Source organism: Loktanella sp. SALINAS62 (assembly GCF_018263905.1).
GTDB lineage: Bacteria > Pseudomonadota > Alphaproteobacteria > Rhodobacterales > Rhodobacteraceae > Loktanella.
On record NZ_JAAFZU010000015.1, the window covers coordinates 53487 to 72460 of the forward strand.

15 protein-coding genes are annotated in these 18974 nt (G+C 60.8%); 8 read left to right on the forward strand and 7 right to left on the reverse strand.

Annotated elements, in window-relative coordinates; genetic code table 11:
• Window positions 1-11: 11 nt before the first annotated feature.
• From GZH79_RS06775 to GZH79_RS06785, 3 genes are all read right to left on the reverse strand, one after another.
• Window positions 12-986 carry an ABC transporter permease gene (locus GZH79_RS06775; protein ID WP_211643030.1) on the reverse strand — a complete coding sequence of 325 codons (975 nt, stop codon included), beginning with the start codon at window positions 984-986 and terminating at the stop codon, window positions 12-14.
• A gap of 43 nt (window positions 987-1029) precedes the next feature.
• Entirely contained in the window at window positions 1030-1842 is an 813-nt protein-coding gene (locus tag GZH79_RS06780; protein WP_211643031.1) for an SDR family oxidoreductase, read from the reverse strand.
• An 86-nt stretch (window positions 1843-1928) separates the two neighbouring features.
• Entirely contained in the window at window positions 1929-2888 is a 960-nt protein-coding gene (locus tag GZH79_RS06785) for a sugar ABC transporter substrate-binding protein (RefSeq protein ID WP_211643032.1), read from the reverse strand.
• A gap of 329 nt (window positions 2889-3217) precedes the next feature.
• Here GZH79_RS06785 and GZH79_RS06790 point away from each other — a divergent pair, with 329 nt between their 5' ends.
• The 8 genes from GZH79_RS06790 to GZH79_RS06825 all read left to right on the forward strand — a co-directional run bounded on the left by GZH79_RS06790 (window position 3218) and on the right by GZH79_RS06825 (window position 12776).
• Window positions 3218-4900 (forward strand): extracellular solute-binding protein, encoded by a 1683-nt coding sequence (locus tag GZH79_RS06790; protein ID WP_249219025.1) that lies wholly within the window; start codon window positions 3218-3220, stop codon window positions 4898-4900.
• An 11-nt stretch (window positions 4901-4911) separates the two neighbouring features.
• A complete protein-coding gene (locus GZH79_RS06795; RefSeq protein WP_211643033.1) occupies window positions 4912-5721 on the forward strand; it encodes an SDR family oxidoreductase in 810 nt (269 codons plus the stop codon).
• A gap of 59 nt (window positions 5722-5780) precedes the next feature.
• Window positions 5781-7079: a Xaa-Pro peptidase family protein gene (locus tag GZH79_RS06800; RefSeq protein ID WP_211643034.1), complete on the forward strand. Its 1299-nt coding sequence runs from the start codon at window positions 5781-5783 to the stop codon at window positions 7077-7079.
• 69 nt (window positions 7080-7148) lie between these two features.
• Window positions 7149-8126 carry a thiamine pyrophosphate-dependent dehydrogenase E1 component subunit alpha gene (locus tag GZH79_RS06805; RefSeq protein ID WP_211643035.1) on the forward strand — a complete coding sequence of 326 codons (978 nt, stop codon included), beginning with the start codon at window positions 7149-7151 and terminating at the stop codon, window positions 8124-8126.
• 11 nt (window positions 8127-8137) lie between these two features.
• Window positions 8138-9133, forward strand: coding sequence for an alpha-ketoacid dehydrogenase subunit beta (locus GZH79_RS06810; RefSeq protein WP_211643036.1), 996 nt, complete (start codon window positions 8138-8140; stop codon window positions 9131-9133).
• Window positions 9123-10439 (forward strand): biotin/lipoyl-containing protein, encoded by a 1317-nt coding sequence (locus GZH79_RS06815; RefSeq protein WP_211643037.1) that lies wholly within the window; start codon window positions 9123-9125, stop codon window positions 10437-10439. The genes GZH79_RS06810 and GZH79_RS06815 overlap by 11 nt, the downstream gene beginning before the upstream one ends.
• 17 nt (window positions 10440-10456) lie before the next feature.
• Entirely contained in the window at window positions 10457-11881 is a 1425-nt protein-coding gene (locus GZH79_RS06820) for an NAD-dependent succinate-semialdehyde dehydrogenase (RefSeq protein ID WP_211643038.1), read from the forward strand.
• A 10-nt stretch (window positions 11882-11891) separates the two neighbouring features.
• A complete protein-coding gene (locus GZH79_RS06825; protein ID WP_211643039.1) occupies window positions 11892-12776 on the forward strand; it encodes a 2-oxo acid dehydrogenase subunit E2 in 885 nt (294 codons plus the stop codon).
• A 79-nt stretch (window positions 12777-12855) separates the two neighbouring features.
• Here GZH79_RS06825 and GZH79_RS06830 read toward each other — a convergent pair whose 3' ends face one another.
• From GZH79_RS06830 to GZH79_RS06845, 4 genes are all read right to left on the reverse strand, one after another.
• Window positions 12856-13140 (reverse strand): EF-hand domain-containing protein, encoded by a 285-nt coding sequence (locus tag GZH79_RS06830; RefSeq protein ID WP_211643040.1) that lies wholly within the window; start codon window positions 13138-13140, stop codon window positions 12856-12858.
• Window positions 13141-13499: 359 nt separating this feature from the next.
• Complete coding sequence (locus GZH79_RS06835) at window positions 13500-15149, reverse strand: S41 family peptidase (RefSeq protein WP_211643041.1); 1650 nt, start codon at window positions 15147-15149, stop codon at window positions 13500-13502.
• 3 nt (window positions 15150-15152) lie between these two features.
• On the reverse strand, window positions 15153-16616 hold the full coding sequence (locus GZH79_RS06840) for a SagB family peptide dehydrogenase (RefSeq protein ID WP_211643042.1): 1464 nt from the start codon (window positions 16614-16616) through the stop codon (window positions 15153-15155).
• A gap of 9 nt (window positions 16617-16625) precedes the next feature.
• Entirely contained in the window at window positions 16626-18881 is a 2256-nt protein-coding gene (locus tag GZH79_RS06845) for a TOMM precursor leader peptide-binding protein (RefSeq protein WP_211643043.1), read from the reverse strand.
• Window positions 18882-18974 lie beyond the last annotated feature (93 nt).

Genomic DNA, 18974 nt, shown 5'->3' on the forward strand with positions numbered 1-18974 from the left:
CCCGTTTCCCCTCAGGCGATCGGTGACAGAAGGCGACCGCGCTTGGCCGCGATGTCCAGCCAGACAGCCAGAATGATGATAACCCACGTCACGACGTATTGCGCGTAGAAGGCCAGCCCCATCAGCAAAAGTCCGTTCTGGATAAATCCAAGGATCAGGACGCCGATCACGGTCTTGAAAATGGTGCCCGACCCGCCAAGCAAGGACGCGCCGCCAAGGATGACAGCCGCCAAGACCTCTAGTTCGAGCCCTTGACCGACGGTGTTTTGGCTGCCCAGGCTACGGCTGGCCTGCATCAGGCCCGCCATGGCGACGCAGAACGATGACATCAGATAGGTCAGGAATACGATCCGTGCGCGGGGGATTCCCGAAAACACCGCTGCCGTGCCGTTGCCGCCAACGGCATAGACCTTGCGCCCGAACGCTGTGCGCGACAGCACGACACCTAGTCCCGCTGCCAGTAGCGCAAACATCAGGATCGGTATCGGAATGCCAATGATATCGCCCTGCCCGAACACATTGAACCATGTGCCGCGCTTGTCGGCGATATCCATGTTCTGCCCGCCGGAATAGGTCAGGGTCAGCCCATGGATCGCGGACAACATCCCCAGCGTGACGATCAGCGAATTCAGTTTGAGATACCCCACCAGAAACCCGATGAACGCACCAAGGCACAAGGTCATGCCGAACATCGCAGGAATGGCGAGCGCCGGTCCGATCTTGTCGTGCAGGTCCAGCACGACGATGGTCGAAAACGACATCATCGACCCAACAGACAGGTCCAGATTGCCGCCGATGACCACAAACGTCACACCCAATGCCATGACCCCAAGGATCGCGCTGGACCGGATGACGCCAGAGATATTGTCAATGTCGATGAACCGCGGGTTCGCGATCGCAAAGACGATCATAAAGACCGCGAAAGCCACGATGATGCCCTGACGGGCCAGAAATCCGCTTAGTCCCGCTTTGGATATTTCTGCCATTCATCCCTCCCGTCTGGCTGTCGTGTCCGGTCCGCGACCGGTGTCAAACCAAGGTCATTCCACCGTCGATCATCACGATCTGCCCGGTCATGTAATCGCTGTCGCGTGACGCCAGAAAGGTCGTCGTTCCTGTCACGTCCGCAGGCTTGGCCACGCGGCCCTTCAGGATTTGCGACGAAAACTCCTCCATCGCCTGTCCGGGGCGGTTGGCGGCACCGATGTCCATCAGGTCCTGATCGACCTGCTCCCACATCTCTGTCGCAACCACACCGGGGGCGAACCCGGTGACGGTGATCCCGTGCTTGCCCAGATCGCGCGCACCCGATTGCGTCAGCGCCACAACCGCGAATTTACTGGCGCAATAGGGCGCGACATTGTCGAACCCCTGTCGGCTGGCGATTGATGCGGTATTGACGATCTTACCCGCCATGCCGTCCGCATCGCGACCCTGAGAGATCATTTGCCGGGCAGCTTCCTGCATGCCGATCATGCAGCCCAGACCATTGATCCCCATAATGAAATTCCAGTTTTCCTCTGTCACGTCGAGGAAATTCATCGGTTTGTTGACACCCGCGTTATTGAATTTCACGTCAAGGCGCCCGAACCGTTCGACTGTTCTTGCAATCATTTCCCGGACCTGATCGCGGTCGGTGACGTTGACCGGGGCGCTCATTACCAGTCCACCGGCGTTTGCCGCGCGTTCTGCGTTCGCTTCGACGACTTCGGCCAGCTTTTTGGCGTTGATGTCTGCGAAACAGACATTGGCGCCTTCGTCGAGCAAGGCTTCTCCGATGGCGCGGCCGATCCCTTGGGCGGCGCCGGTCACAATGCAGGACCGTCCGTAAACACGGGCCATTACGGAACCCCTCTATTAATCAGAATACACGTGTAAGATCCGTGATGCGGGCCGACGCGAACGCCGACCCGCATCATCGGGGAGGATCAGAAAACAGGCTTGGTATAGTCGCCCATGTTGTCCTGCGTGATCTTCGGTGTGTCGAAGTAGTTCAGGAACGGCACCTCTTCGCCGTTCAGCACGTCGATAGCGGTCTGCAACGCGGCCTCTGCGTCATCAACCGGGGACTGGTAGATCGATCCCCAGTAATCGCCAGCTTCCATCGCTTCGTAGCCCACCGCAAAGTTGGTGGCCCCGACGAAAACGATGTCGCCCGCACGGTCAGCGGCACGGGCCGCGTTCAATGCGCCCACACCCATGTTGTCGTCACCGGCATAGACGCCGTCGATGTCGTCATACTTGACCAGGAACGCTTCCATGACCTGCTGGGACTTTTCACGGTTCCAGTCGCCGGGCTGGGTTTCGACCAGCGTAACGTTCGGGCAGACCTCTGGCAGACGCTCTTCAAAGCCCTGTGCGCGTTCGATTGCGGTGGTGTAGCCGGGCTGGCCCGAAATCTGGACGACCCGCGCTTCGTCCTGCATACCCAGTGCGGTGAAACGGTCACACATGATCTCTGCCGACCGTGCGCCCTGCGTGATGTTGTCCGGGCCTGAAAAGGAAGCCACGAAATCAAAACCGGCCTCGGCGATGTTCGAGTTGGTGACGACAACCGGGATGTCAGCCTGGCTGGCCTTGCGGACAGCGGGAATGACGGCTTCACCGTTGGTCGGCCAGATGATGATGGCATCGACGCTTTGCTGGATCAGGTCTTCGACCTGCGCGATTTGCCGGGCAACATCGCCGCCGGCATCCAGCACGACGACGTCGACGTTTTCGTTGGCTTCGGCAGCGGCGATGAACGCCTGTTCATAGGTGGTCTGATAGCTGTCGACGCCCACGTTGTTTTGCGTGATGCCGATGGTCATCGGGCCATGTGCTTCTGCAAAGGCGGCAGAGCCGATCAGCGCCGTCGTGCATGCAAGTGCGATAGAAGTTGTCTTCATCGTAATTCCTCCCAGTCAAAAATGTCGATCGCGGCCAACCTCCTGGCCCGAAGCCGTCTGGCCCCTGCAATCTGACGTCTACAAAGCCTGACTTACCGCAACGAATCCCCGCCCATCTTGTCCGGATTGGATTAAATTATATCCATTTTGATCTTTTTTGGAATACTCACTGGATATCAAATCGAACAATTTAGAGGCACGCCATGAAGAAACCAGCCATCCCCACCCCTGATCAACATAAATCCGGTGCCATGCATTATCAGTCGGCAGAAAATATCCATAACGGACATCACACGGCGGATTCATCCGCCGCGTCCGCTGGTCTGGATATGCCGCAAATCGTCGGGTTTCTGCAGGAGCTGCTGACAGAGCTGGACAGTGCGATCGAACCGGGCGCCCCGAACCCCTATATGAACATGCTGCTGCACCTTCTCGACTCTCATTTCGAGGGTCGGGTGGTGTCGCCGTCGTCGATGGTCGCGAGTTCAGGTGTTCCCTACGCCACCAGCACGCGCAAGCTTGCGGAAATCACCGACGCGGGCCTGATCGAACAGCGTGCCCGGACCAAGACCGGCAAAACGTTTTCACTGCATCCCAGCCCAAAACTGCTGTCGCTGTTTCATCAGCTCAGCAGTCGGATCGACCGGATCGCACGCGAACGCTATGGCCAGACGAGTGCAGCCAGCACCGATTACTACTTCGGCGAGTCCTATCAGCCGGGTCAGGCAACGATCCCCCCGCCCCGTGCCTTGCGCCAAGCGCTGAAATTGCCGGGCGGCCTGCGTATTCTGGTGCATGGCGATCCGACGTTCATGGTCATGGAAAACCTCAAACGTCAGTTTGAACAGATGATCGGCACGGACATCGTTCAGCGCGCATTTTCCATCGACCGTCTGCGCGAAGAAAGCCTGCGCAACGCCGACCGCGCCAAAAGCCGCTATGACCTGATCGCGGTCGATTTGCCGTGGGTTGGGGAATTCGTCAAAAAGGGCGTCATCCGTCCCCTGCACGATGTCATGGACATCAACCGGCTGGACCCCAGCGATTTCCACACCGCCGGATGGCGCGCGGCCCATTGGGAAGGTGTGCCTTATGGCGTTCCCAGCCAAACGACACCGGAACTGATGTTCTATCGGCGGGACTGGTTCTCTCGGGCTGGACTGCAGGCCCCCAAGACGACCGACGATGTCATCGCCGCAGCACGTCAGTTTCACGAACCGCAACACGGTCGCTACGGTGTGGCTTGGAACGGCGCGCGCGGCACCGCACTGGGACATACGTTCATGATGACCTGTGCCGATTTCGGACAGCCGGTCATCGACATGGGCGCCATCGCGGGTGGCTATGACGCCGATCATCTGGATCGCGACGATTTACGCCCGATGCTGGACAGTGACCGCGCGCTTGCCGCTGCGGAATACCTGATGGAGCTGCTGGATTATTCCCCGCCCGATATCCTGTCGATGTCGTGGTACGAACGGGTCCGCCCCTATGCGGCCGGTCGCGTGGCGATGGCCTATGGCTATACCCTTCTGGCCCCGTATTTCGAACTGGACGATACCTGCCCGGCCCATGGCAATACAGGCTATGTGCCGCATCCACACGGGCCGAACGCCGCCCCCATCGCGCCTGTCGGCGGGTATGTCCTGTGCATTCCGGCCAACCTGCCCGATGACCGGATCCCCGACACGGTCGAGGCGCTGGTCGCCTTTACCTCGCCCGCCGCACAAAAGCTTTACGCGCTTGAAGGCAGCCGCACAGCACCGCGTTATTCGGTCGGATCGGACCCGGACGTCCGCCGCCTATCGCCGATCTTTGAACTGGTCGACCAGATGTCCTGGCGGGACGAGCTTCAATTCTGGCCGCGCCCGCCAATTCCGCAGATTTCAGACATCATCAGCGTCTGCGGCACAGAACTGCATGACATGCTGCGCGGGATCGTCACGCCCCGGCAGGCGCTTGCCCGCGCGCAGGCGCAGGCAGAACAGCTACTACGACAATCGGTCACTTGAGGGAGGAAATCATGGACCCCAAACGCCTAGAAGGTAAGAATATCCTGATCACCGGCGCCGCGCGCGGCATGGGTGCGGCGAACGCCGAAGCCTTTGCCGCACAGGGTGCGAACGTCTGCATTGGCGATCTGGACGGTGATGCCGCACAGGATATGGCCGACAAGATCAACGCCGCCGGCAACGGCAAGGCCGTGGCGATCCGGATGGATGTGACAAAGCGCGAAGACAACGCCGCCGCCGTCGCTGCCACGGTCGAGGCATTCGGGTCCATCAACGTCGGCCTGTTCAACGCGGGCCTGAACAAACCCCGTTTCTTCATGGATATCGATGAAGACAACTGGGACATGATCATGACTGTCAACACAAAGGCGATGTGGCTGGGCATGCAGGAAACCGCCCGCCAGATGATTGCCCAGGGACCGATGGACAAACACCCCTACAAGATCATCAATGTCGGTTCCATCGCGTCCCGCAAGCCGCTTTTGGACGTGACCGTCTACTGCACCTCGAAATACGGCGTGCTGGCGCTGACCCATTGCGGCGCACTGGGACTGTCCGAACACAACATTACCGTCAACGGTTATGCGCCCGGCGTCGTGGTCACCCCGCTGTGGGAACAGTTGGACAAGGATCTGGTCGATATCGGCTTCAAGCAAAAAGAGGGTCAGGCCTACGAGGACATCGTCCGCGACGCGCTTCAGATCAAGCGCGTGTCTTACCCCGACGACATCACCGGCACCGCGTCGTTCCTTGTCAGCAATGACAGCGATTACATGACCGGTCAGATGATCCACATCGATGGCGGCTGGTGCATCCAGTAACCAACCACACCCTTTTTCACAAACACTGACCGGGCCGTTTCCGCCCGAAGGAGAGACCTATGTCACGCGCATTGATGCCGAACCTTTTGACCCCACAGGATCTGGAACCAAACTGGGAATGGCGGGAAAAAATCCCGGCATGGGGTCATATGTCCGTCGATTTCGAACGCCGGATCGATCACGACCGCCTGCGCCGCTATCGTCTGGCGCGCACGGAACAGGCGCTGAAAGCGTCTGGCGCGGGCACGTTGTTGCTGTTTGACGTGAACAACATCCGTTACGTCAGCGCGACCAAAATCGGTGAATGGGAACGGGACAAGATGTGCCGCTTCTGCCTGCTGACCGGCGATGAAAGCCCGTATGTCTGGGACTTTGGTTCGGCGGCGATGCACCACAAACGCCATTCCGACTGGCTGGAACCTGACCACTGCCTTGCTGGCGTCGTCGGCATGCGCGGGACGATCCCGCCTGAATTCGGTCTGATGCAGAAATATGCCAAGCAGATCGCCGGACTGATCCGCGATGCGGGCATGGGCGATATGCCGGTGGGTGTGGATTACGCGGAAACCGCGATGTTCCACGCACTGAAGGAAGAAGGTCTGAACATCGTCGATGGCCAGCAGATCATGCTGTCTGCCCGCGAAATCAAGAACTGGGACGAAATCCAGCTTTTGACGCAGGCGGCGGCAATGGTCGATGGCGTCTACCACATGATCTACGAAGAACTGAAACCCGGCGTGCGCGAAAATGATATCGTCGCGATGTCCAACAAGATGTTGTACGAAATGGGGTCGGATGACGTCGAGGCGATCAACGCCATTTCCGGCGAACGCTGCAACCCGCATCCGCACAATTTCACCGACCGTTTGATCCGGCCCGGTGATCAGGCTTTCTTTGACATCCTGCAATCCTATCAGGGATATCGCACCTGCTATTACCGGACCTTTAACGTGGGCCGCGCGACGCCGTCGCAGAATGACGCCTATGTCAAAGCGCGCGAATGGATCGACGCGTCGATCGCGATGATCAAACCTGGTGTCAGCACCGACAAGGTGGCAGAGGTCTGGCCGACCGCGCAAAGCCTTGGCTTTGAAAACGAGGATCAGGCCTTTGGTCTGCAATTCGGGCACGGTCTGGGTCTGGCGCTGCATGAACGGCCGATCATCAGCCGCGCGGTCAGCATGGATCACCCGATGGAAATCCAGACGGGTATGGTTTTCGCGCTGGAAACCTATTGCCCCGCCACTGACGGCTATTCCGCCGCCCGGATCGAGGAAGAGGTCGTCGTGACCGAAAACGGGTGTGAGGTCATCAGCCTGTTCCCCGCCGAAGAACTGCCCATCGCGAACCGTTACTGACGCGTGCAGCCTCCCACCCTGCGACACCCCGCAGGGTGGGATCTGTCCCGCCCCCCCGGAGGATTTCCCATGGCCAAGGCCAAGACCAATACCGAAGACTATCTGCGCATGTACCGCCAAATGGTGCGCATCCGCACCTTCGAGGATAACGCAAACCAGCTTTATCTGAACGCCAAGATGCCGGGCCTGACGCATATGTATTCCGGTGAAGAAGCTGTCGCCGTGGGTATTTGTGAAGCGCTGACCGACGACGACCGCATTACGTCCACCCACCGCGGGCACGGGCATTGCGTCGCCAAAGGCGCGAATTTCAAGGAAATGTTCTGCGAACTGCTGGGCAAGGAAGAAGGCTACTGTCGCGGCAAGGGCGGGTCGATGCACATTGCCGATCAAAGCCACGGCAACCTTGGGGCCAATGCCATCGTGGGCGGATCAATGGGGATCGCCACGGGATCGGCGCTGCGGGCCAAGTTGCTGGGACAGGACGACGTCACCGTCTGTTTTTTCGGTGACGGCGCTACGGCGCAGGGTCTGCTGTACGAGGTCATGAACATGGCCGCACTTTGGAACCTGCCCGTCATCTATGCCTGCGAAAACAACGGCTATTCCGAATATACGAAGACAGAAGAAATCGCCGCTGGCTCTATCACGGCACGCGCCGAAGCCTTTGGGATCGAGGCGTTCAAGGTCGACGGTCAGGATGTGCTGGCCGTAAACGAATTGACGCAAAAACTGGTCGCCCGCTGCCGCAAGGGCGAAGGCCCGTTCTTTATCGAATTGGAAACATATCGCTACCACGGCCACCACGTCGGCGACATCAACCGCGAATATTACCGGACCAAGGACGAAGAAAAGTCCTGGAAAGAGGATCGCGACCCGATCGTGCGCTTTCGTGGCTATCTGGTCGAACAGGGCATCGCCACCGAAGACGAACTGGAAGCGATGAACGCCGAAATTGCAAAAGACGCAAGCGAGGCCGTCGCCTACGCCGAACAGGCCGCCTATCCCGACGGATCAGAGGTCAACATGCACGTTTACGCGGACTGAGGAGAGCCACCATGAGAGAGATCACACTGTCCCAGGCCGTCAACGAAGCCCTGGCCGAGGAAATGCGCCGCGACCCCACAACCTTTATCTTGGGCGAGGACGTTGCCGAAGCGGGCACACCGTTCAAGGTGCTGTCCGGTCTGGTCGAAGAATTCGGCACCGCGCGTGTTATCGACACGCCCATATCGGAACCCGGCTTTATGGGTCTGGCCGTCGGGGCCGCGATGACCGGCGCACGTCCCATCGTCGACCTGATGTTCGGCGACTTCATCTTTTTGATCATGGACCAGCTTTGCAATCAGGCGGCCAAAATCCATTATATGTCCGGCGGCAAACTGAACGTGCCGCTGGTCCTGCGCACCAACATGGGTGCCACCCGTCGGTCCGCTGCACAGCACAGCCAATCGCTTCAGGCCCTGGTGGCGCATATTCCCGGCGTCAAGGTCGCGATGCCGTCGTCCGCATACGAGGCAAAGGGACTGCTGAAAACGGCGATCCGCGACAACAACCCTGTCGTCATCTTCGAAGACAAGTTGATGTATCAGGACAAGGCACCCGTGCCGGAAGAGGAATACCTGATCCCCTTTGGCGTCGCGAACGTCAAACGCGAAGGGTCCGACATCACGCTGATTGCCACGTCATCAATGGTACAGGTCGCGGAAAAAGCCGCCGCAACGCTGGCCAAGGAAGGCATCGAATGTGAAGTGATCGATCCGCGCACCATCGTCCCGCTGGACGAGGCGACACTGATCGCAAGCGTCAAGAAAACCAGCCGCGCCATCGTCATCGACGAAGGGCATCAAAGCTACGGTGTGACATCGGAAATTGCCTCTCGCCTGAACGAAAAGGCATTCTACTACCTTGACGCACCCGTGGTGCGCATGGGGGCGATGGACGTGCCGATCCCTTTCAGCCCCGCGCTGGAAGACCTGACCGTGCCCACACCCGAAGCGGTCGCAGACATGGCGCGCAAACTTTGCGCCGGGGACATGATCCATGCCGCATGACGTAACAATGCCACAGCTTGGCATGGCACAGGACGCGGGCAAGCTCGTGACCTGGATCAAGGCCGAGGGGGACGCGGTGAAAAAGGGCGACGCCCTATTCGAGGTCGAAACCGACAAGGCCACGATGGAGGTCGAAGCCCAAGCCGACGGTTTTCTGACCCATCTGTCGGCGTCAGAAGGTGACGATGTGCCTGTGGGGGCCGTCATTGCGCGTATCTCTGACAGTGCCGACGCACCGGCCCCGGCCGCCGCCTCCGCCCCACCCGAAACGGACGATACCGCCGACGCCCTGCCAGACGGAAAACCCGTCACAATGCCCCAGCTTGGCATGGCACAGGACACTGGCATGCTGGTCGGCTGGCACAAATCGCCCGGCGACGCTGTCGCCGTGGGCGACATTCTGTTCGAGGTTGAAACCGACAAAGCCACCATGGACGTCGAGGCAGACAAAGCCGGTTATCTGGCGGCGACGCTGGCCGCCGCTGGCGATGACGTGCCCGTGGGCCAGACCGTCGCGATCATCAGTGACGAAAAACCCGCCACGCCAATCGCACGGTCGGTCGCGGACGCCGCCGCTGCATCCGCACCAAAAAGCGCCAAGGCGGACGATACACCCGCGCAGCCAACATCCGATCCTAAACCGCCAAAACCCGCACCAGCACCCGAACGGGCGACGTCTCAGGCTGGTCAATCGGGGGGGCGCATCCTTGCCTCGCCCAAGATGCGAAGACTGGCTATCGAACAGGGCCTTGATCTGCAACGGCTGGTCGACGCCGGTCATCCGCAACCTTTTCACTGCAACGATCTGGATGCGCTCAAGGCGTTGCCAGACCCCGCATCCCAAACCGCAGCAACCACCGGGGCCACAGCGGCACTTCGGCTTGTCGCAGAGGTCGCGGGCGAAGCGCTGGCAGATTTCACCGCTTGGGCCAGCGGCAACGGCAGCGCGGATGCGACCGCCATTCTTGCGGGCCTCGCGGCGGCGTCACTGCCTGCCCCCGGTCCCGTTGCTGTCAGCTATTTTGGTCGCACCACAACATATGTCCTGCCCGCCGACCGGCGTCTGGCCGGAACAGCCCCGACCGAAGATACCCCGGCGCTGACACTGCGTGACCTGCGCGGATCGCCCCTGTCCTTTGTGGCACTGGGCGCAGAGGACACCCCGGTTCTGACCCTGACAGGACAGGGCGACACCATGACGTTGACGCTGGAATGCAGCCCCGCCCATCTGGACCCGCAGGATGCGATCCAGTTTCTGACCGATTTTGCAGGCCGGGTGCAGCAACCGCTGCGCCACCTGCTGTGACCCTGACGGAGACCGACATGGACTATACCGATCTCTATATCGACGGCGCATGGCGCGCGACCGAAACACGTTTTGACGTTTTCAACCCCGCGACAGAGGAGGTCATCGCATCTGTCGCATCCGCCGATATTGCGGACGCCGACGCCGCGCTGGATGCAGCCGAACGTGCGATGGCCGACTGGGCCGCCCGCACCCCCCGCGCCCGGTCAGAAGTCCTGCGCCGTGCGTGGGAACTGATGACCGAACGGCTGGATCATTTCGCGCACCTGATTACGCTGGAAAACGGCAAGGCGAGCGCCGATGCCAAGGGAGAGGCAACCTATGCCGCCGAATTCTTTCGCTGGTTCGCTGAAGAAGCGGTGCGCGCCGACGGGCTGATCACCCACGCCCCTGCATCTGGTGCGCGGATCGTGGTGCAGCACAAACCTGCGGGACTGGCCGTGCTGATCACGCCCTGGAACTATCCCGCCGCGATGGGCACCCGCAAGATCGCCCCAGCGTTGGCGGCGGGCTGCGGCGTTATCATAAAACCCGCATCAGAAACGCCACTGACGATGCTGGCGCTGATGCCCCTACTGGAAGAGGCGGGTGTGCCGCCCGGTCTGGTCAACGTGCTGCCGTCGAAAAAGACCGGCGCGCTGGTCGATCACCTGATGCACGACCCGCGCGTGCGCGTGGTCAGTTTCACAGGGTCGACCGGTGTGGGCCGCAAGCTGCTGAAAGGCGCCGCCGATCAGGTTCTGAAGCCCGCGATGGAATTGGGCGGAAACGCACCTGTCATCGTGTTCGAGGACGCCGACATGGACACCGCCATCGAAGGCACGATGCTGGCCAAGATGCGCAATCTGGGCGAGGCCTGTACCGCCGCGAACCGCATCTATGTGCACGCCGACATTGCCGACACATACATTCGCCGCCTGACAGAAGCCATGTCCGCGCTCAAGGTTGGTGACGGCACCGACGCCTCTGTCGACGTCGGACCGCTTGTGAACGCCGATACACGCGACAAGGTCGCAGCCTTTGTCGCCGATGCGGTGAAAAAAGGCGCAAAGGTTCATTGCGGCGGAGAGGTGCCCGCAGGCAAAGGCTATTTCTATCCACCGACGGTTTTGTCGATCGTATCCGCTGACGCTGACTGCGTGCGCGACGAAATCTTTGGCCCCGTTGCGGCGATCCAGACCTTTACCGATCAGGACGACGCCATCGCCCGCGCCAATGACACGGAATATGGGCTGGTCGCCTACGTCTTTTCCGGCGACTTCAAGCGTGCGTTGCAGGTTTGCGAACGGCTGGATTATGGGATGGTCGGCCTGAACCGTGGTCTTGTCAGTGATCCGGCCGCACCCTTCGGTGGCACCAAACAGTCCGGTCTGGGCCGCGAGGGCGGCCACGAGGGCATGCTGGAATTCATGGAAACGCAATACATCTCGGCCAGCTGGTAGGGGGACGACCATGTCAGACATCATCGCCAGCCCGTCCACACGCCGCATCGCGCGCGACAAGGGCGTCGATATCGAAGCGTTGGCCCAGAAACTGGGCCGCACCACCATCGCGCCAGAAGATCTGGACAGAACCGGCGGGGACGACCGGACGGTGGCTCCCGGGGATACGTCCTATTGGGACGTCGACCACAGCCGCTTTGGCCCCGTGACGCAAGAACAAGTCGGCCGCTTTGCGCAGGTCGCGTCGGGCAATCTGATGGCTGCCAATGCGCTGATCCCACAGGTCACGCACCACGACCGCGCCGACGTCACCGCCATCGAAGCGTTGCGCAGCGACTGGAGATCAGAGGCGCAACAGCGCGGGGTCAAGCTGACGGCATTGGCGTTTCATGTCGCCGCGCTGGCACGAGCTTTGCGTGCATTTCCGCGCTTCAACGCCTCGCTCGACCCAGATGGGAGGGTGCTGATCCTCAAGGATTACGTGCATATCGGCATCGCCGTGGACACACCCCATGGGTTGATGGTGCCGGTGATCCGTGACGCCGACCGCAAGGGTTTGTGGCAGATTGCGGCGGATATCACCGACCTTGCCGCGCGCGCCAATGCCCGCAAAATCAGCCCCGATGAAATGGGCGGTGGATCGATGACAATTACAAACTTGGGCGGTATCGGCGGCACAGCGTTCACTCCGATCGTAAACCCGCCCGAACTTGCCATCCTAGGCATCACGCGCACTGAAATGATCACCGTCTGGGAAGGCGATACGCCGCGCCCTGTCCCAATGGTGCCGCTTGACCTCAGCTATGACCACCGGGTGATCAACGGCGCCGACGCGGCACGTTTCATGACACATTATGCTGGCCTGATCGCCGACCCCCGGCGGATGCTGGTCTGAACCGGAAACATCCGACGTCGCGCAGCGTCTCGAACAGAACAGCCCTCTTACGATCACCAAGACTTCTGACGCAGCAAAATCAAAGGCCCTCGCCATCCAGCGCGCCCACCTGACCCGCGATTCCACCGGAGCTATTGGCATCCATCGTCAACATCTCTTGCTCCAGAGGGCTCAGCATTCCGTCACCGTCACGATCATATTGGCGGAACGTCTCTCGCGTGATCTTGGGAAATGTCATCTGCACCTCCTCAAGATTCTCTGCTAGCCCGGGTGTCGGTTCGACAATAGGTTCCAGTTGGGAATTGCAGGCCGCAAGCACAGCGAGCGGGACAACAAGGATGGACAGGCGCGCGAAGTTTATCATGGAACAGGCTCCTTGAAAGGGTCAATTGACGTTTGCGTCTGTCGAAAGAACCCCGCGACAAGGGGGCAGTTCCACAGCCCTCCTTGCCCCTGCCGCCAAATCGGAGTTTTAAGCGCCAATGCAACTTGCCAAGAGCCGTAGGCGGTCTTCCCGGACCCGCTTAACCTGCGTGTGGCTCAGCACCATGGGGCATAGGCGGCATCACGCCCGTAATGAAATGGATAATGGCTGCGTAAGTTCTACGATCACGTCCCGTTGAAAACGGGAGGATTAGCCCGCAATCGCGCGCAACGGATCCGCTTCGCCCGCACGCGGCGCCTGCGGGTCACGCCCTATGCGTCTGATCCTACAGGCATGGCTCAGCTTTGTTCACGCAGGCGATTGACCACAGTCATCATTAAATCTTCGTTGACACCCAGAATGTCACGCCGGGTGGTAAAGTGGACGTGGTTCGCCGTGGCGCCCAGACCTTCGAGCGGCAATCCACGGTTGACCCCGGCCCTTAAGGCGCGCCGGACGGCAACCCTGCAATCCATCTGATGTGGGAGAGGCGGGATCGGTTCCATCCCGGCGTCTGCCGCAAAGCCCGAAATCTGTGATTGGGACCAGACGTTCGCGCCGCCAGCGCCGGTCGTCGGGTCCGTGCCGATGATTTCGCCCAGGCTATTGTCCTGAAACCCAGCGACAAAATAGTCTGTGGTTGAATAGCTGAGCGCGTCCATGATCACAGCGAGCGGCCCGCGATAACTGCCTTCAAGTCCCGCATAATCGGCGGGGTCGGAAAGCTCGAAGCCCTGACTGAAGGTCTGGCCGGTTTCATAGACCATATCCAACGACCTGCTCCAGCGCTGGAAGAAGTCGATGCGCTCTGACATCCGACGCGTGGCTTGCGTGGCACGAAAGACATTTTGCGTCGGTTCGATGGCCTTGTCGGTAATCAGGTGCAACAGCGCCTCGCCGGCCGGGATCGTCCCGCCTGGATTGCCGCGCACGTCGATGATCAGGCCATCGGGCGGCATCTGTCCCAGTATGCCCGCCATGCCTTCGGAAAAGGCGCGGGTGTTGGGGACCGAAAACGAGAAAATGCGCAGATAGCCATATTGCCGCCCGTCTTCGAGGGTCAGTATCGAGGCCGAGATCAACCCCGTCACGGTATCCGATCCGTCAAGCGGTTCAGACATCAGGGCGGCAGGCCGTTCGGCGCGTGCCTGAATCACCCGACCACTGCGTTTGCCGGAAAAGATGGTCTTGAGACCGAAATTGATGACCTCTGTGCCTTCGTCCAGTCCGATCTGCGTTGCGGTCAGCGGATCGAGCGCATCCCCTGAAAGCATCCGGCTTCCAACCCCGCCGCCCTGTTGCGGCGCAAAGACGATTTTCCACGGAAAACTGACGTGGCGGTTATCCCCGTTGAAATCGACATAACTCAGCGTCACCCAATCCTCTTCGGGCAGGGATGCGAATGCGAGCGGACGCAGTGTCAGGCTGCGCTGCGCCATCGCGATGCGCGCATAAGGGTTCGACCCCTGCGTCGTCCAAGAGTAGCGGTTTATGAACTGCGCCACCGGTGTGCCGTTCCAATGCGTGACCTCGACGCCCTGCACAAAACGTTCATCGGGGATTTCCCCGGTCAGGCGAGCCACCAGAAGCTTGCGCCGCCCATTTTCCCAACAGCTTTCAAGAACCAGCGGCAGGAATGCCACCATCCGGTTAAAGGGCGCGGGAAGGCGTAGGGTGGTGTGCCGATCGCGCAATTTCGCGAACACCGATATCAGCCGGTCAAAGAATTGCAGATTGTTCTGGAAAAGCGGCGCATCATCGGCCAGCAGTTCCAGCTCGCGATCCGGGTTGATCGCCATAGATCCGACCTTTTGCGGCAAGTGCACGTAGTAGTCGCGCAAAAGTTTCCGCAACCCGGCGGCGATGTCTCTGCGATCAGTCGCGCTAAGCGGAACATCCATGTCGCGCAAGGCCCGCACGTCAAAGGTTTCGAATTCGACATCAGGCATCGTTCAGCCCCCCGGTCCGCTAAGCGCGAATTCACCGATCGAGCCTTCGCGCAGAGGATCGGTTCCCGACAGGCGGTGAAACAACGCGAGCGATCCAAGGCCCATTCCGCACGCGGACAACCCCATCGCCGTCGCGGCCAGGTAGAACGCCATGTAGATGGCACCTGCATTCTTCAGCTGTGTGGCATAGGCCATGCCCGAGTATTTCCACTGCATCCGCTGGAACCGCGCGCCGAGTGTCAGCACGCAATCGGGAATGGTGGCCTGCGCCATCGCCTGCGCCGCCTGCGCGATCAACGTATCGCAATCACTGTTCCAATTTGTCACCAGAAGCAGTTCGTGACTCCCGGCACTGTAGAAATAGAAACCCGGCTGCAGCCCGGCCACGTCGCGCACGGTGATCCACACATCCTGCTCGTAGCTTCCGCCGCCCGATGGATAGGGACGCGCGGTAAAGGTGCCAAGATCGGTTTCGTGGACCGCGATGATCCGAGCCGTGCGCCATAGGAATACACCGAGTTCCGGCAGGGTCAGCGCGCGTCGCGCCACAGGTCGCTTGGAGCTTCGCGCCGCAATCACCGTCGACAGCCCCGGATCGGTCGCGGCCAGTTCAGCCGGATCGGGCGCAGGCAAGGGTATCCGCGCCGTATGCGGCGGGTCGGGGCGCACGGCTTCAGTCGGGTCGAGCAACCCCTTAAAGCGGAAATCGCCACCGATGCGCTGATCGTGATAGCCAAGCCGCGAACGCAGGTGAAAGGCCAGATCGTGCACTTCCCATTGGCGCTTGACGGGGTCGCGATCTTCGACGGTCAGCCCATCGTCATCGACGGGCAGGATAAAACCCGCCTCGGCGAGCAAAACGAAAAACGCCTCGCGCTCTGTTGCGGGGATGCGGGAACGGGCAAAATCCGCAAGGCTGGCCCCACTCCCCAGAAGCGCGATCGCGCGCATCGCCGTCGTCCCCCGCCCGCCCCGCGCGAAATGAACGCGAAATCTGGCTAGTGGGCTTTCCATGGTCAGGCCGCCTTCGGGGTTGGCCTGCCCCGGTCCGCGTCCTGTTTCATCGACGCGTATCTGGGCAAACCGCGACAGGCGAAAGACCATGTCAGATGTGGGCACGCGTGCAGGAAGCGGCAGCGACGGCGCGACGGGTGCGAACCGCAGCAGCATGTCATCATCCTCGCTTTCGCCACTCGCATAGCTCAGCATCATCGACTGTGAAAGCACCGTCAGGACCCGTTCGAGCGTGACTGCCGCCATCGGCTCGCCGCTGGCGATGCCTTCTAGCACAATGGTGTCCAGATCCCCCCGCGTCACCGGTTGGGATAGCGCCTCTGCAAGCTTGATGGCCGTCTTTGGCACGTCGACGCCATAGGCGGCCAGTGCCTGCGAGGCCACCGCCTGAGGGTCGCTTTGTCCCGGTGCCGTGCGGGCAAGAAGCGGAGGGGGTGTCAGGTAGAGGAACATGGCCTTCCTTCAGAGGAACATTGCAATCGGATTGAGCGCGTCTTCCCTTATCGGCTTTTCCAACGCGCCCATTGTGACGGGCGCATCGTACAGACGACCGGGTGCGTAGCGGGCCCAGAAATGGCGCAGCCCCGGCGCGATGACTTTGACCACAGACAGCCCGACATCGGCCCGGGTCTGGTCTAGGATCATGACCTCGGGGACGACGCGTTCGACTCTTGCGATGGCTGTCTCGACGATGTCGGCGATATTGCCGCCCTTGATCGTGTCATAGGCGAGAGGATCTGACAGCCCGCCAGGCGCGGGCCGTAGATAAGGCTGGTTTTCGATTGTCGCCGTCTGCCACCAGCGAAGCGATTCCGGATCGTCAAAGGCGTATCGCGTCACACCATCGGGTCCAACATCAAGGACCGCCGGCATGAACTGGTTCATCTCAGTCAAGGCCCGCATGATTCCGATACGGGCGTCCAGATGCGCGCCAAAGCCCATGACGATATCTTCGGTCGGCGCTTCGACGCGGCGGTTGATCGCGACAAAGGAAGGGATGCCGATATCGCTGGTCAGATCAAGCACCCAGAATTCGCGCCCGATGCCCGCGAAATAGCGCGCCATCTCGGGGATGAATGGGTCCTGCAGCCGATCAAGATCGACCGCCTGTCTTGACAGGCGATTATACCACCAGAGCGCCACGCTATCGCGTTCGACCAGTTCGAACAATCCTTGCAGCACCGCGTCCTCAAATGACGATCCCGCAGCCGACCCATTGGAGTCGGCCCAGCTCGTGAATCGCTCTCCCGGGACTGGATAGGAATAAAACAGCATGCTGGACGGCAGGTAGCGCATCTCGCGCCGGGTGACAGACCAGACCGGGGTCCAGTCGGTCATCTCGTCGTCCTCTAGCCAGAATGGCACGATCTGGAACTGGCTGCCGCGGGCATTCCATTCGAGACGGTCGCAAAATTGCGCTTCGGAATAGAGCATCACCTTGTTGGGGTGCATGCCCGCGCTGCCCAACTGGCGCAGCGTCGCGCGGATGACGATTTCCTCGCCGCGATACTTGCCGCTATAGCGTTCCAGCGCCTCACACAGCGCCGACGTGCGCGCCTGGATGTCGCTGCGGCCCTTGCCGGACGAGAAGCTGCGCAGGTGTTGCTTGATGCCAGCCAGGCCGGTGGGTGATACGGCCAAATTGTTACCCGCTGAATAGGACCGCAACGGAGTCTTGCCATTCCATTGCGAGGCGATCAGTTCGCGCACCAGTCCGGTAATCGGGCTGATGTGCCGGCTGTAACGCGCAAAGGTCGCTGCCGCGCTTTCGGCGCGTTCACCGTTTTCACTGCCAGCGATAGCATCGCGGTGGCGGAACGCCGTGGGCGCGCCACCGATCAGCCCCGTTTCAGGATTGCCGCAACACGCGCACTGAGGGCGTCGCGTCAACCTGTGCAGATTGCGGCGCATGGCCATGGGATCGAGCTGGTGGATGCAGCCCGTGAGATCGGCGTTCGCACCGGTCTGAACCAGCCGCGCCATCTGCACCGCCGCCATCGACAGCGCCTGAGCGACAAAGGCGGCCGGTCGCGGCGTCGGACGCGCGGGCGGACCATCAATCCCCAGCCGCCGCGAGAGCATCATCTCGACCTCGCGGTTCTCTTTCAACCGGGTTTGAAGACAGGCCCAGCATCCCGTCACGCCAGGAACAAAAAGTGGCCCCAAAAGTGGCGTGAGTCCGGTCGGGCGCACCAATAGCCATGCCATGCCGCGCGTTTGAAAATGCTTGTTGAGCGCGTCCAGTTCAGGATCAAGGTAATCGCGGGCCACGACCAGCGCAACGCGCCCCGGCTGACCGGGCGCAGCCACGATCAGCCCCATCGACCGCAGCCAGCCATCAGCCGCAGCGCCGTCCGCACCACCGGTCGCGTGGACCTCGACCGGCAGTGACTGGGCCTGATCACGCGCCACGCGGGTATCCAGCCCCACGCTTGACCAGAAGACGGCATCATCAGTGTTCGCCTCGATGTCGGCCTCGCGCAGATGCCCGGCCTTTGCCAGATATTCCAGCGTATAGGTGACGTCATCCGCTGACAGCTGACCGGCCAGGGTCGCGACGATCTGGTCGCTGGTCCGGGTACCATCCAACAACTGCAGGACCGGGCCGATGGCCCGCCCTTCCAGCGCAAAGCTTTCCGTGTCGGACAGAAGAACGTTACCCTCGCCATACAAAGAGTAGGCGGCGAAATCCTCGCGCAGGATGGGGCGGGACATCATGCGACTGATGCTTGTGGTGTTATGGGTGTGTTGCCGCACGTGTATATCCGGGACGCGGATGGCGGCTGCACAAAGACCCTTGTGCGCCCCGTC

What these genes read in the sequence shown, in the direction of transcription:
- GZH79_RS06775 (WP_211643030.1), bottom strand. Translation starts at nt 986, where the DNA reads ATGGCAGAAATATCCAAAGCGGGACTAAGCGGATTTCTGGCCCGTCAG.
- GZH79_RS06780 (WP_211643031.1), bottom strand. Translation starts at nt 1,842, where the DNA reads ATGGCCCGTGTTTACGGACGGTCCTGCATTGTGACCGGCGCCGCCCAA.
- GZH79_RS06785 (WP_211643032.1), bottom strand. Translation starts at nt 2,888, where the DNA reads ATGAAGACAACTTCTATCGCACTTGCATGCACGACGGCGCTGATCGGC.
- GZH79_RS06790 (WP_249219025.1), top strand. Translation starts at nt 3,218, where the DNA reads ATGCCGCAAATCGTCGGGTTTCTGCAGGAGCTGCTGACAGAGCTGGAC.
- GZH79_RS06795 (WP_211643033.1), top strand. Translation starts at nt 4,912, where the DNA reads ATGGACCCCAAACGCCTAGAAGGTAAGAATATCCTGATCACCGGCGCC.
- GZH79_RS06800 (WP_211643034.1), top strand. Translation starts at nt 5,781, where the DNA reads ATGTCACGCGCATTGATGCCGAACCTTTTGACCCCACAGGATCTGGAA.
- GZH79_RS06805 (WP_211643035.1), top strand. Translation starts at nt 7,149, where the DNA reads ATGGCCAAGGCCAAGACCAATACCGAAGACTATCTGCGCATGTACCGC.
- GZH79_RS06810 (WP_211643036.1), top strand. Translation starts at nt 8,138, where the DNA reads ATGAGAGAGATCACACTGTCCCAGGCCGTCAACGAAGCCCTGGCCGAG.
- GZH79_RS06815 (WP_211643037.1), top strand. Translation starts at nt 9,123, where the DNA reads ATGCCGCATGACGTAACAATGCCACAGCTTGGCATGGCACAGGACGCG.
- GZH79_RS06820 (WP_211643038.1), top strand. Translation starts at nt 10,457, where the DNA reads ATGGACTATACCGATCTCTATATCGACGGCGCATGGCGCGCGACCGAA.
- GZH79_RS06825 (WP_211643039.1), top strand. Translation starts at nt 11,892, where the DNA reads ATGTCAGACATCATCGCCAGCCCGTCCACACGCCGCATCGCGCGCGAC.
- GZH79_RS06830 (WP_211643040.1), bottom strand. Translation starts at nt 13,140, where the DNA reads ATGATAAACTTCGCGCGCCTGTCCATCCTTGTTGTCCCGCTCGCTGTG.
- GZH79_RS06835 (WP_211643041.1), bottom strand. Translation starts at nt 15,149, where the DNA reads ATGCCTGATGTCGAATTCGAAACCTTTGACGTGCGGGCCTTGCGCGAC.
- GZH79_RS06840 (WP_211643042.1), bottom strand. Translation starts at nt 16,616, where the DNA reads ATGTTCCTCTACCTGACACCCCCTCCGCTTCTTGCCCGCACGGCACCG.
- GZH79_RS06845 (WP_211643043.1), bottom strand. Translation starts at nt 18,881, where the DNA reads ATGATGTCCCGCCCCATCCTGCGCGAGGATTTCGCCGCCTACTCTTTG.